At 65.6% G+C, this 13369-nt stretch carries 10 protein-coding genes and 1 pseudogene; 4 read left to right on the top strand and 7 right to left on the bottom strand.

All coding sequences use genetic code 11. From position 1 onward, the window contains the following. Positions 1-3 precede the first annotated feature (3 nt). Positions 4-642, top strand: a complete 639-nt coding sequence (locus tag WCZ84_RS01795; RefSeq protein WP_372684542.1) for a Crp/Fnr family transcriptional regulator — start codon at positions 4-6, stop codon at positions 640-642. A gap of 54 nt (positions 643-696) precedes the next feature. Here WCZ84_RS01795 and WCZ84_RS01790 read toward each other — a convergent pair whose 3' ends face one another. Both WCZ84_RS01790 and WCZ84_RS01785 read right to left on the bottom strand, forming a co-directional pair. After that, a complete protein-coding gene (locus WCZ84_RS01790) occupies positions 697-2037 on the bottom strand; it encodes a hypothetical protein (RefSeq protein ID WP_372684541.1) in 1341 nt (446 codons plus the stop codon). Positions 2038-2040: 3 nt separating this feature from the next. Further along, positions 2041-2262, bottom strand: a complete 222-nt coding sequence (locus WCZ84_RS01785) for a DUF2249 domain-containing protein (protein WP_372684540.1) — start codon at positions 2260-2262, stop codon at positions 2041-2043. Between the two features lie 195 nt (positions 2263-2457). Here WCZ84_RS01785 and WCZ84_RS01780 point away from each other — a divergent pair, with 195 nt between their 5' ends. The 3 genes from WCZ84_RS01780 to WCZ84_RS01770 are packed head-to-tail and all read left to right on the top strand — an operon-like array spanning position 2458 to position 4979. Next, entirely contained in the window at positions 2458-3510 is a 1053-nt protein-coding gene (locus tag WCZ84_RS01780; RefSeq protein ID WP_372684539.1) for a peptidase U32 family protein, read from the top strand. 16 nt (positions 3511-3526) lie between these two features. Further along, positions 3527-4432, top strand: a complete 906-nt coding sequence (locus tag WCZ84_RS01775; RefSeq protein WP_372684538.1) for a U32 family peptidase — start codon at positions 3527-3529, stop codon at positions 4430-4432. Between the two features lie 43 nt (positions 4433-4475). Further along, positions 4476-4979: an SCP2 domain-containing protein gene (locus WCZ84_RS01770; protein WP_372684578.1), complete on the top strand. Its 504-nt coding sequence runs from the start codon at positions 4476-4478 to the stop codon at positions 4977-4979. On the opposite strand, the gene WCZ84_RS01765 is transcribed toward WCZ84_RS01770, so the two are convergent. From WCZ84_RS01765 to rbbA, 5 genes and pseudogenes are all read right to left on the bottom strand, one after another. Beyond that, positions 4976-6166, bottom strand: a complete 1191-nt coding sequence (locus tag WCZ84_RS01765) for an acetate/propionate family kinase (RefSeq protein ID WP_372684537.1) — start codon at positions 6164-6166, stop codon at positions 4976-4978. The two genes, WCZ84_RS01770 and WCZ84_RS01765, sit on opposite strands and share 4 nt — an antisense overlap. Then, a pseudogene (locus tag WCZ84_RS01760) lies at positions 6163-7095 on the bottom strand (bifunctional enoyl-CoA hydratase/phosphate acetyltransferase); the annotation flags it as partial. The pseudogene WCZ84_RS01760 and the gene WCZ84_RS01765, both read right to left, overlap by 4 nt. A gap of 22 nt (positions 7096-7117) precedes the next feature. Continuing rightward, positions 7118-9367, bottom strand: coding sequence for a DUF3141 domain-containing protein (locus tag WCZ84_RS01755; RefSeq protein ID WP_372684536.1), 2250 nt, complete (start codon positions 9365-9367; stop codon positions 7118-7120). Positions 9368-9387: 20 nt separating this feature from the next. Further along, positions 9388-10518, bottom strand: coding sequence for an ABC transporter permease (locus WCZ84_RS01750; RefSeq protein ID WP_372684535.1), 1131 nt, complete (start codon positions 10516-10518; stop codon positions 9388-9390). After that, on the bottom strand, positions 10519-13365 hold the full coding sequence (gene rbbA, locus WCZ84_RS01745; RefSeq protein ID WP_372684534.1) for a ribosome-associated ATPase/putative transporter RbbA: 2847 nt from the start codon (positions 13363-13365) through the stop codon (positions 10519-10521). Between the last annotated feature and the right edge of the window lie 4 nt (positions 13366-13369).

Below are 13369 nucleotides of genomic sequence, written 5' to 3'. Positions count from 1 at the left end.
CAGGTGCCGTTATTCAACGAACTGCCGCCCGAAGAGCTGCAGCCTATCGTGGCCGGGACCACGGAAATCAAGGTGGCGCGAGACGAAGTCATTTTCCAGCGCGGCGATCCTTGTGTCGGCTTTCACGTGGTCATGTACGGCCTGGTCAAGCTGCTGTTCGTGTCCAGCAGCGGCGCCGAACGGGTGGTGCGTCTGATCGGCCCGGGCGACGGCTTTGGCGAGGCCTTGATGTTCATGGGCCAGGATTACATCGTGACTTCAGTCGCGTTGCGTGATTCCCTGTTGCTGCATGTAGGGCGCGACGCCTTGTTCGAGCAGCTGGACCGAAATCCGCGCATCGCCCGCAAGATGCTGGCCGGGCTCAGCGGGCGCCTCTACAACCTGATGGGTGACGTAGAGGCCTATACCCTGAAGACGGCGCCGCAGCGGCTGGTCTCATGGCTGCTGAAGGAATCGCGCGGCCTGGTGGGCGAATCGTTTCGCATCGAAATCGGCAAGGCCGTGATGGCCTCCAGGCTGAACCTGTCGCCAGAGCATTTCTCGCGTCTGTTGCGCGACATGAGCGACAAGGGCCTGCTGCGCGTGCGCGGCCGCGAATACACCATCATCGATCCCCAGGGGCTGCGCGACTATCGCGGCTGACCAGGCGCCGGCGAGGCCCCGGCCGGACGCCGCCCGCGCAGTTACTTGGGCCGCCTAGCGGGCATGGGCGGCCGCCACGGCTGCCACGGCCCGTACCGCGCGCCGATACCGTAGCAGGGCGCGCCCCAGGTTGAAGGCGAGCAACAGGGCCGAGAGGATCAGCAGGGGGCCGGCGGCGTGGCGTGCCGGCTGCCAGCCGGCTGCGGCCAGCAGCCAGCCCAGTGTCATCGCCAAATGCGCCGCCCATTGTGCCTGCGCGGCCGTTTCGCTGATGTACGTGGCCATCTTGGGCAGCACCTTGAGATAGACCCGCGCCATGGCCGGGTCGCGGCCTGGCCCGCTGATCGAGTCCTGGGCATGTTTCCAGAGCAGGAAGGGCACGATCTTGTACAGCATGCCGTTGACGGCCGAGCCCAGCACGCCCACGATGATCGCCACCCCCAGCACCAGCGACGCCTGCGGGCCGTGGCCGTGCGTCATCCAGATCCACAGAGGGGCACAGGCCAGCAGTGACAGCATGCTCACGTACCAGAACAAGGTGGTGGCTTCCGGGGTCGGGCGTTTGCGCGTCCAAAGACGCTGCAGGGTCGTGGCCCCCCAGAGCGCATAGCACGCGATCAGGATCAGTTCGATCGTCTCGCGCATCGGGCGCGGCAGGCCTTCGGAGGCGTCCAGCGCCGTCCATGCGAGCAGGAGGATGGGCACCAGCAGCGGCAGCCAGCGCGTCATGGCCTTGGGATAGATTTCGGTGACCTGGAAGATGGGCAGCAATTGGAAAGTCATGCCCATGAGCAGCAGGCCCCCCCAGCCGGCCAGGCCCCAGAGTACATGACTGCCGAGCCAGTCCGGCAGGGTCAGGCTCAGACCCAGGGCGCCGGCAAGCGAAGCGCCGAAGAGCACGGTCAGGGCCAGAGAGGCCAGGGCGGCGCGCACGGGCACCAGGATTTCGCGAGCGCCCCGATAGACTTGCCGGCGGTGCAGCCACAGGCCCCACGCCACGGTAGCCAGATACGACAGGAAGGCAGCCGCCAGAAAGATGACGGCCGACAGCCAGGCTGTGGGCCACCACCATAGAAAGCCCGCGGCGAGCAGCAGCGTACCGGTGGTCAGCAGCGGATGGACCCACCGCACCAGCCGCCCGATTCCTGGGGTGGGGACGTTGCAGGCCACCGCCAGGATCTGCAGCAGGGCCCCCAGCATCGCGCTGCCGAGTATCCCGAGCGTCCATAGATGCGTCAGGGCCAGGGTCTGCCCCGACCAGCGCGAAGCCAGGAAATCGGGCCCGGCCCAGGTGGCGAGCAGCCCGGCCAATAGGGCGAACAGCGGCACGTTCAGCAAAAAGGGCAGGGGCACGCCCAGTGCAGGGGTCTTGTCGAAATCCAGGGCGCGCTGCATGGTTCAGGCGTGCCAGATGGAAACCTGGAAGTGCGTGTCCTCGAAGGTACAGCAGTATTCGTAGCCGTCTCTTTCCAGCATGGTGAACAGGGGCCACGGTTCGCGGTCGATCAGCATGTGCAGTTGCTGCCCGCGGTGCAGCCCGGTCAGTGCCTCAAGGCACTGCTCGAGCGGTTGCGGCGCGGGCAATCCGCGCACGTCCAGGGTGAGATCAGGGGCTGTCATGGGGGTGAATTGCGTGATTCTTGATCCGGATTAAGGTTTAATTTTCCTGCAACAGGCATAGTAGCTGATGATCTGGCGAAATGGCCATGTGCCTGGGTTACCCTTGGGGTTGGCCGAACTGCGGGCAAGCGCCCGTGAGTTGGGTCGGTTGCCCGGCGGCCGCCTCCCGACCGCCGCATTTTTTGGAAGTGCCCCATGTCTGCAGCTGCCCATGCACGCCCCGGCGTAATCCACCACCACGATGATGCCCGCTTCGAACTCGTTTGTCCGGCCGGCAGCCTGCCGGCCCTCAAGGCCGCGGTCGACCACGGCGCCGACTGTGTCTACCTGGGCTTTCGCGATGCCACGAACGCGCGCAATTTCGCCGGCCTGAACTTCGACGAAGCCGCCATTGCCGAAGGCATCCGTTATGCACACGACCGCCAGCGCAAGGTGTTGCTGGCGCTCAACACGTACCCGCAGCCCGATGCCTGGCCACTCTGGCGCCAGGCGGTCGATCGGGCCGCCGATGCCGGCGTGGATGCCCTGATCGTCGCCGACCCCGGCCTCATGGCCTATGCAAGCCGGCAATATCCGGGCTTGCGTTTGCACCTGTCCGTGCAGGGGTCGGCCACCAACTACGAAGCCATCCAGTTCTACCACGAGCACTTTGGCGTGGCGCGGGCGGTCCTGCCCCGCGTGCTGTCCGTGGCCCAGGTGCAGCAGGTCTGCGAGAATACGCCCGTCGAAATCGAAGTGTTCGGCTTCGGCAGCCTGTGCGTCATGGTCGAAGGGCGCTGCGCCCTGTCATCCTATGCCACTGGCGAATCCCCCAACACGCATGGCGTGTGCTCGCCGGCCCGGCATGTGCGCTGGCAGCAAACGCCCCAAGGGCTCGATTCGCGGCTCAATGGCGTACTGATCGACCGCTACGAAGAAGGCGAAAACGCCGGGTATCCCACCCTGTGCAAAGGGCGCTTCGACGTCGCCGGGGAAAACTACTACGCCCTCGAAGAACCCACCAGCCTCAACACCCTCGAATTGCTGCCCCGGCTCATGGCCATGGGGGTGCGCGCCATCAAGATCGAAGGGCGCCAGCGCAGCCCCGCCTACGTGGCGCAGGTCACCCAGGTCTGGCGCCAGGCCATCGACCACGCCCGCGCCAGCCAGACCCGCTATTCGGTGCATCCCGCCTGGATGGCCGAACTCAACAAGGTGGCCGAAGGCCAGCAGCATACCCTGGGGGCCTACCATCGGCCCTGGAAATAACCTGAAAGGCATCATCATGAAAATCGCTTTGGGGCCATTGCAGTACTACTGGCCTCGGGTGACGACACTCGAGTTCTACGCCGCCGTGGCCGATTGGCCCGTGGATATCGTCTATCTGGGGGAAACCGTCTGTTCGCGCAGGCATGAATTGCGCCTGCCCGACTGGCTCGAGATCGCCGACATGCTGGCTGCCGCCGGCAAGACCCCGATTCTTTCCACCCAGGTCCTGCTCGAATCCGGCCAGGAGCTCAAGACCCTCTACCGGATCACCGAAAATGACCGGTTCGCAGTCGAGGCCAACGACATGGGCGCCGTACACCGCATGCAGGGCGCGCCCTTCGTCGCGGGGCCCTTCCTGAACATCTATAGCAAGCCCACGCTGGACGTCATGGCCGAACAGGGCGCCGTGCGCTGGGTCATGCCTCTCGAAATGGGGCGCGCCGGGCTCGAGCAGCTGCAGCGCGACAGGCCGGCTGGCATGCAAACCGAGGTGTTCGCCTACGGCCGCATGCCGCTGGCGTGTTCGGCACGCTGCTTCACCGCCCGCAACCGCAATTTCCCAAAAGACAACTGCCAGTATGTGTGCATGGAATATCCAGATGGTCTGCTGCTCGAAACCAAGGAATCCCAGGCGTTTCTCACCATTAACGGCATCCAGACGCAATCGGCCCTTACTTACACCCTGATCCACGAACTCGAAGCGCTGTCCCGCCTGGGTGTCGACGTGATCCGTCTCAGCCCGCAATCACGGCGCATGGATGCGGTCGTGCAGGCGTTTCGCGCTGTACTCGACGGCCAGGAAAGCGCTGCCCAGGCCCACGAGCGCCTCGTGCCCGCCATGCCCGAAGGCCCCTGCAATGGCTATTGGCATGGGCGCCCCGGGCTGGACATGGTCCTGCCGCCGCAGGCGTCGGCGGCCTGATGCCCCGGCCTCGTCGGGCCACTTTTTCGGAGACCGTCATGCAATCCACTTCCTCACCGGCGTACCGCGTGCCCCAGCCGCTGGCCGCGCGCTGGGCCATCTACCCCGCTACCCCGGCTCGGTGCTGTTCGTCACGGGGCTCAACCTGGTCCTTGCCCGGCATCTGCACCCCGACACGCTGCAACGCCTCGAACAGCGCCAGCTGCGCATCGAAGTCGCCGATGCCGGGCTGGCCTTCGACTACACCTGGCGTGATGGCGCCTTCCGCGCGCTTCGGGGGTCGGTGGCCGAGCCCGATCTGGTCTTTCGCGCCACCGCCTGGGATTTCTATTGCCTGCTGCAGCGGGTCGAAGACCCGGACACCTTGTTTTTCAGCCGCCGTCTGGTCATCGAAGGGGATACCGAGCTGGGCCTGATGGTCAAGAACACGCTCGATTCGATCGACATGTCGGTGTTTCAGCCTCGCCGTGTCGCGGCCGACGTGCTCGGGGGCCTGCGTGGGCGGCTGCCCGGGCCCGGTTTCCTGAAAGGCAGGGCCGCCAGTTAGGCGGCGGTTGCCAGCAGCCGTGCGCTGTGCCAGGCGGCAATCCATTCTTCGTTCGTCTTTTCCACCCCCACCGTTACGGGACTGTCAGGCGTGGAAATCACTGCGGCATGCCGGGCATTGGCCTCTGCGTCCAGGTGCAGGCCCAGCCACGAGAGATCCTGGCATATCCGCGCGCGCAGCACGTTGCTGTGCTCGCCGATGCCGGCCGTGAACACCAGCAGGTCCAACCCGCCCAATACGGCCGTCAACGCGCCGATTTCGCGCACGATACGGCGCACGTACAGCGCCAGGGCGGCACTTGCCCGGGGGTTGTGGCCCTCGATCGGCAGGAGGTCGCGCGGATCGCCCGAAATGCCTGAAACCCCGCGCAGGCCGGAGTCGTGATACAGCATGTGCGCGACCGCCTCCAGCGACAGCTTTTCGATCTGCATCAGGTAGATCACGGCGCCCGGGTCGATCGAACCGCAGCGCGAGCCCATCATGAGGCCGTCGAGCGCCGAGAAGCCCATGGTGGTCGCCACGCTTTGCAGGCTCTGCAGCGCGCACAGGCTCGCCCCGTTGCCCAGGTGAGCGACGATGACCCGGCCGTTGGCCAACTCGCCGTGGCGCTCGGGCAGGGCGTGGCTCATGTATTCGTATGAGAGCCCATGGAAACCGTAGCGTCGCACGCCGCGCTCCCAGACTGACCATGGCAGGGCCAGCATCTGCTCGATCGGCGCCTGGGTGCGATGGAACGCCGTGTCGAAGCAGGCGATCTGCGGCAGATCCGGTTCGGTTGCGAACAGTTCTTCGATGGCTTCGAGCGCGAAGGGCTGATGCAATGGCGCCAGCGGTATGTAGCTTTTCAGGTCGGCCAGTACCTGGGCGTCCATGCGCACCGGCGCAAAATATTTGCTGCCCCCATGCACCACGCGGTGGGCCACGCAGGCGATCCGCTGCGTGTCGGATAGATAGGCGCGAACACGGGCACGGATGACGGACAGTGCAGAATGGTAGGGGCGGGCGCTATCCAGTGGCACGGCTTCCTGGGCCTGTTGCGAGTCGCCATAGCTGGCCTGCGGGCTGCCGATGCCGTCGACTTTTCCATGCCACGACGGCTGGCGTGCGATGGTCGGCGTGCTCATGTCGAACAGGGCGAACTTGATGCTCGAAGAGCCGCAATTCAGGACGAGAATCAGAGGGATCATGGGGGCGTCATCCGGTAGCGCAAGGCCAGCAGCTGCGCAATCGCGCAGGAGGCCAGGCGGGTGCGACGGGAATCTGAACGGCTGGTCAGTACGACGGGCACCCGGGCTCCCATCACGATCCCGGCGCTGTCGGCATGGCCCATATATTCGAGTTGCTTGGCCAGCATGTTGCCGCTTTCCAGGTCTGGGACGATCAGGATATCGGCCTGTCCGGCGACCGCGGATCGTATCCCTTTCACGCGCGCGGCTTCGGGCGAGACGGCGTTGTCGAAGGCCAGGGGGCCATCGAGGATTCCGCCGAGGATCTGGCCCCGGTCGGCCATCTTGCATAGTGCCGCCGCATCGAGGGTCGATCGCATGCGCGGATTGACGGTTTCGACGGCGGCCAGTATGGCCACCTTGGGCTCTGGCACCCCGATCACGTGGGCCAGGTCGATCGCATTGCGCACGATGTCTGCTTTGACCTCGAGCGTGGGTGCGATATTGATGGCTGCGTCGCTGATGATGAACGGGCGCGGATAGGCGGCCGTCTCCATCACGAAGCAATGCGTGATGCGCCGTTCGGTGCGCAGGCCCGCCTGTGGCGCGATCAGAGCGGCCAGCAGCTCATCGGAGTGCAGGCTGCCTTTCATCAGCGCTTCGACCTCGCCATGGGCCGCCATCTGAACGGCGGTGGCGGCTGCGGCATGGCTGTGCGGCACGTCGATGATGCGCAGGCCGGTCAGGTCCAGGCCCGCCTCTGTGGCCACGGCCTGCAGCCGGGCCTGTGGCGCGACCAGAATGGGCTCGATGATGCCGGCCTGGCACGCGTCCAGCGCGCCACCCAGGCTGAGTACGTCGCAGGGATGCACGATGGCTGTGCGTATGACGGGCTGGCCCTGCACGTGGGCGATCAGCCTGTTGATGCCGCTCAACGCCTGGGCGTGCGGGGCGGTCGCGGAAGAAGGGGTGTCAGTCATGGGTTTTGGGGCCGGAACGGTGGCGCCCGTGGCGGGCGGAATCCGTATTGTCGGCCAATAGTGGGGGATTCGGGGCGGGCTTTTGTGCGGCGTCCTCGAAGAGCTTGCGTATATGTTGCCAGCGCTCGAGCGCCGGACCCTGCAAAGGCCCTCCGGCATTCAGGATCGCTTCGAGGTGGCGCATGGCCTGCAGGATATCTGCCGCGGGTTCACCGGCCAGCAGGCGCGGCAGCGACGCCATGGCCTGATCGGGCGCCACTTGCATCAACAGCGCTTGTGTGCGCGCCAGGGCGCGATAATGCGCCGAGGACGGCGGAACGCTTTGCCGGCTGTGAAACAGCCGCAGGGCCAGCTGATATTGGCGTTCGTCGATCTCGCGCCTGCAGTGCAGTACGTGGTACAGCGCGCGTATGGTGGCGGCATCCAGGCCACCCTGGATAAGCGCTGCTTTTGCATCGGCCTGCTTCTTGCGCATCAGGGCCTGGTGTTCCGGGCTGTTGCCTGGATGCCGGCGTGCTGGCGCGTGCCGGTCAGCCTGTCCGGCGAGCGCCTGGACCAGGGGCTGGTCGTACCCTGTCTCGAAGAACCATTCGTACCAGCGGTCGCGCTGGTCGCGCCAGCCGTCCAGCGCAGCCATGATGGCATCCGACGTCGCTTCCTGCCATCGCCACCAGGGATTGTCTTGGTGCACGGGTGCGCGTTGCGCCCGGGCGTTGCCGGCCAGTTGCTGGATGGGGCCAGCCAGGGGGTGCGCGTCCGACCAGAGTTCGTAGCGGATGCGCAAGGGGTGGCTGCTGCGTAGCAGCGAGGCGGCCTGGGGGGTGATCAGGCTGCGAATCCAGGGTTGCATGAGGCGCCGGTACAGCGCCAGGTTGATTTGCGATACGTGGGCCGCCGCTGCGAAGCGCCGGTCGCTGGCCGCAGCCCCGACCGGGTCGGGAGCGACGATGGCGCGCACGTCGGCGACCGTACGCTGGTGTACCGTCATTCGGTATTGACCCTGGACCAGATCATCGTGGGATTCGCCTGGTTTCTTGTCCGCCACGCTCAGCTCGAACAGCCCCGCCGGCAGCGAATCGATGAGTTCGATGTTGTTGGCGAATTTGGCGTGTTCCTTGCGTCCCACCGCCGATGAGACGAAGATCCCCAGGTGTCCGATGCTGTCGTGAGTGGCGTATGCGATGGTCTGATCGTGCGCCCGGACATCGTCCGTGTCGCGATACAGGTCGGTGATCCAGCCCAGCGCCTGGGGTGGCGGGGTGATGTTGTCGCCGTGAGAACAGAACACGACGATGGGTGAGCGGATGTTGCGCAGGTCGATGCGTACGCCGTCGCTGGTCACCAGCTCGGCCGAGGCGAGCTTGTTGCCGATGAACAGGTCATCGACGATGGTTTGCATCTCGATGTCATTCAGGCAGACGTAGCCGCCCCAGTATTTTTCGAACTTCAGATAACGCGGCCCTTCGGTATCCACCTCTGCATACAGATGATGGTTTTTCCCCCACCAGGTATTGGCCGGATTGAGTTTTTCAAAATTCTGCACCAGCCAGGCGCCGTCGAAGTGGCCGCCGCCCAGATCGCTGGCCAGCGCGGTCAGCCAGCTGCCGCCGGTCAGGCCCCCCATGTAGCGCATGGGATCGCGGCCGCGCCAGCCCGCCCAGTACGACAGCGGGGTGCCGGCCACGATGATGGGGCCGAACAGCTCGGGCCAGACAGCGGCCGCCATGAGGATCTGCCAACCCGCCTGGCAATTGCCGATGACGGCTGGCCGGCCCTGCGCCTGCGGGTGCCGTTCGGCGACCGCCCGCACGAACGCGGCTTCGGCGCGCATCACGTCCTCGACCGACTGCCCGGGCATGGGCTGTGGTGTGAAACCGATGAAATAACAGGGGTGTCCGGCGGCCAGCACGACGCCGATCTCACTGTCTGCCTTGAAGCCGCCGATCCCGGGTCCGTGGCCTGCGCGCGGGTCGATGATGATGAATGGGCGCTTGCGTTCGTCGCAGGGCATGTCGGCGGGCGGTCGGATACGGACCAGGCCATAGTTGACAGGCCGCTCGAGCGCGTCGCCGCGCAGCACGATCTCCGCCGGAAAATCCAGGACGTTGGGGATGGTTTCGCGCTTGTGAGCCTGATATTGGTTGCCGCGCTCACGCATGATGTCGGCATACAGCAGGCTGCGTTGCCAGGCGTCCAGGAGGTAGTCGGTGGTGTCCTGCAGGGCTGTCATGGGGTTGAGCATGGAGAGTCCTTTGGCGTGGATCAGGCCATCCGGCTGATGGTCTTTCTGAAGCGCGCCATCGAGAGCACGAACAGCGTCGTGCCGATGGCGATCAGCCACAGGAACGGCCGCCAGACGACGTCGAGGCCGGCGCCCCGGTAGAGGATGGCCTGGCCCAGTTCGACGAAGTGCGTGGTGGGTGCCAGCAGCATGATGTACTGCACCAGGTCGGGCATGTTCTCGCGCGGGGTAAACCCGCCCGAGAGCATCTGCAGGGGCAGCAGGATGAGCACCAGGAGCATGCCGAACTGCGGCATGTTGCGCGCTATCGTGGCCAGGAAGATCCCCATCGACGTGGTTGCGAACAGGCATAAAGCCGCCCCGGTGAAAAACAGCCACAGCGAACCCTCGATGGGCACCCCCAGCAGGCCGCGCACCACCAGGTGGATCGACAGGGTTGAGGCCAGCAGCACCACGAGCCCCATCGACCAGATTTTCGAGAGCATGATCTCGGTGGGGGTCACGGGCATCACCAGCAGATGCTCGACCGTGCCGTGCTCGCGTTCGCGGATCAGGGCCGCCCCGGTGAGGATGATGGACAGCATGGTGATGTAGTTGATGACCTGCATCAGGCTGCCGAACCAGCGGTTGTCCAGGGTCTGGTTGAACCGATAGCGCAAAGCCAATTCGATGGGCTGTACGGTCTGGCCGCGCTGCCGCTGGACGAATTCATTGATTTCGCCCATCACGATCTGTTGCACCGCGTTGCTGCCGGTGAACGCCTGGCTCATGCGGGTGGCATCCACGTTCAGCTGCACGGCAGGGTTGCGGCCCGCCAGCACGTCGCGCTGGAAGCCTTGCGGGATCTGCAAGGCAAAGGTGTACAGCCCCCGGTCCATGGCTGGATCCACGTCGCGCATGGATATCATCGCCGGCCACACGAACTGCGGGGGCTGGAAGGCCGAGATGATGTGCCGCGACAGCGGCGTGTCGTCGGCATCGACAATCGCGATCGGGCTATTGTGCAGCGTTTCGGGCATCGCGGTGGCCGCCGTGTACACCGCCACGGTGAACACGTAAAGAATGAGCACCAGCATCATGGGGTCGCGCCACAGGCTCCATAGTTCCTTGATGCCCAGGCGGCGGATGTTGGCGAGTGTCTGCGTCCGCATCTAGCGCTCCTGTTTCCTGAGCAGGGCGATGGCCAGACCCACGATCACCGGGATGGACAGCGCCATTGTGAGGAATGCATCGGGCAGGTCGGTGAACCCCAGCGCCTTGTTGAACACCCCGCGGCTGATGGTGATCATGTGGCTGGCGGGATGCAGTTCACCGATCAGGCGGCCAGCGCCTTCGAGCGAAGGTACGGGGTCGATCAGGCCGGCGAACTGGGTCACGGGCACGAGCGTGGCCACCATGGTGATGAACAGGGCGGCAATCTGGCTGCGGGTGACCGACGACGCCAGCAGGCCCATTCCGGTCGAGGCGACGCTGAAGATCAACGCCGCCAGCAGCAGCGCTGGGAAGCTGCCCAGCACCGGTACGCCAAACACGGTGACGGCCAGCAGGCTCATGATCAGAAAATTGAGCAGGGCCAGTGCCACGTAGGGCAGCTGTTTGCCGAGCAGGAATTCGGTGCGGGTGGCGGGCGTGACGTACAGGTTGATGATGGCGCCGGTTTCTTTTTCGCGCACTACTGCCAGGGCTGCGAGCATGGCCGGCAGCAGCAGGAGCAGCAGCGGAATGACGGCCGGTACCATGGCCGGCAGGCTCTGGACGTCTGGGTTATAGCGAAAGCGCGTCTCGATGTGGGCGGTCGCGGGCTGGTGCCCGACGCGTTCGGCCAGCCTGCTGGCCAGCCAATGCTGGTGCATGCCTTGTACATACCCTTGCACCGTCTCGGCGCGTTGCGGCATGGCGCCGTCCACCCAGGCGCCGATCTGTACGGGGCGATTGCGCAGCAGGTCGCGCGTGAAGCCTTCGGGGATCTCCAGGGCGAGCATCAGCTCGCCGCTGCGCATGCGCCGGTCGAGGTCGGCATGGTCGACGATGGCTGGCTGCTCGATGAAGTAACGCGATCCGGACAGTTGCAGCGCGTAGTCCCGGCTCAGCGTAGTCTGGTCGTGATCCAGTACGGCATAGCGCAAGTCTTCCACGTCCATGCTGATGCCGAAGCCGATCACGAACATCAGCAGGATCGAGCCTGCCAGCGCCAATGTGGCCCGGATCGGATCGCGCTGCAGTTCGAGGGTCTCGCGCCATAGATAGGCCAACAGGCGCTGCGGGCTGAACGGCCTGCGCTGGAATGGCGGGTGGGACGGCCCGCCTGGGCCCGATTGGCCGGAGGGCGCATCGCGCGGCGTTGGCGGGGTCGACGCCGTTGGCAACGCGCAAGGGGCGGAAGTCGCTGGCGGGGTCGACGCAGCGCCGGTCGCTGAAGCGGGCCTGGCGGTTTCGCCGCTCTCGCCGCTCTCGCCGCTCGCCTCCAGCAAGTAGCCGATGAACGCTTCTTCGAGCGAGCCGGCCCCCCGCTTTTCGACCAGCCGGGCGGGCGTGTCGCTGTCCAGCACCCGGCCGGCGTGCATCATGGACATGCGGTCGCAGCGCGCGGCCTCGTTCATGAAGTGGGTGGAGATGAAGATGGTGACCCGGTCGCGTCGCGAGAGCGTCACCAGCAGCCGCCAAAACGCATCGCGGGCAACCGGGTCCACCCCGGACGTGGGTTCGTCCAGGATCAGGAGCTCGGGTTGATGCACCATGGCAACGGCCAGCGACAAGCGCTGGCGCATCCCCAGCGGCAATTGGGGCGGCAGCTTGTCGATGGCTTCGTCCAGGCCGAAACGCCGCACCATATCGTGCACGCGGCCGGGGATTTCGGCATCGGGCACGCTGAACAGCTGCGCGTGCAGCACCAGGTTCTGGCGTACCGTCAGCTCGCTGTACAGCGAGAAGGCTTGTGTCATGTAGCCGACTCGCTTGCGGGTGGCGGGGTTGGCGGCATCGACCGGCTGACCGAACAACCAGGCCTGGCCTTCGCTGGGTTCGAGCAGACCGGTCAGCATTTTCATGGTGGTGGTCTTGCCACAGCCGTTGGAGCCGAGGAATCCGAATATCTCGCCGCGGCGAATGCGGAAGCTGACGTGGTCGACTGCGATGAAATCGCCAAAACGCATGGTCAGGTCACGGGCTTCGATGGCGATGTCGCCGTCGTCCACCTGCAGCGGCGGAATGACCACTTCGGCGTGATCCTGCCGCTTGTGTTCGGGCAGCAGGCCGATGAAGGCGGCCTCGAGCGAGGTGCTGCCAGTGCGCCGCAGCAGTTCGGCGGGTGTGCCGGTGGCGAGGATCCGCCCGTCATCCATGCCCACGAGCCAATCGAAGCGCTGGGCTTCATCCATGTAGGCGGTGGCCACCACCACGCTCATGCCAGGCCGTTCGGCACGGATTTGCGCGATCAGATCCCAGAATTGGGCCCGTGCCAGCGGATCCACGCCCGTCGTGGGCTCGTCCAGGATCAGGAGGTCGGGATCGTGGATCAGTGCACAGCACAGGCCGAGCTTTTGCTTCATGCCGCCCGAGAGCTTGCCGGCTGGCCGGTGCAGGAACGGATACAGGCCAGTGGCCTGCGTCAGCCGATCGATGCGCTGCCGGCGTTCGCTGTGGCCGTGGCCGAACAGGCGCCCGAAAAACTGCAGGTTCTCCTCGACCGACAGCGTGGGATAGAGGTTGCGCCCCAGCCCTTGCGGCATGTAGGCAATGCGTGGCCCCACCTGGCTGCGATGGGCGGTTTGGCGCATATCGCCGCCCAGGACTTCGACTGTGCCGTGCTGGATCCGGCGTGCGCCGGCAAGCAGAGACAGCAGGCTGGATTTGCCAACGCCATCGGGGCCGATCAGCCCGACTATGCAGCGACCCGGGAGCTCGAGGTCGATGCCATCCAGGGCCTGGACCTGACCGTAGCGCAGGCGCACGTCGCGCAGCCGAATGACAGGGGACAGAGGGGCCTCAGGGGCGTTCATCGTG

The sequence above is a fragment of the Castellaniella sp. genome (genome assembly GCF_041675725.1).
Taxonomy (GTDB): domain Bacteria; phylum Pseudomonadota; class Gammaproteobacteria; order Burkholderiales; family Burkholderiaceae_B; genus Castellaniella.
The sequence above is the reverse complement of the archived record's forward strand: the minus strand, read 5'-3'. Positions and strand labels throughout refer to the sequence as shown.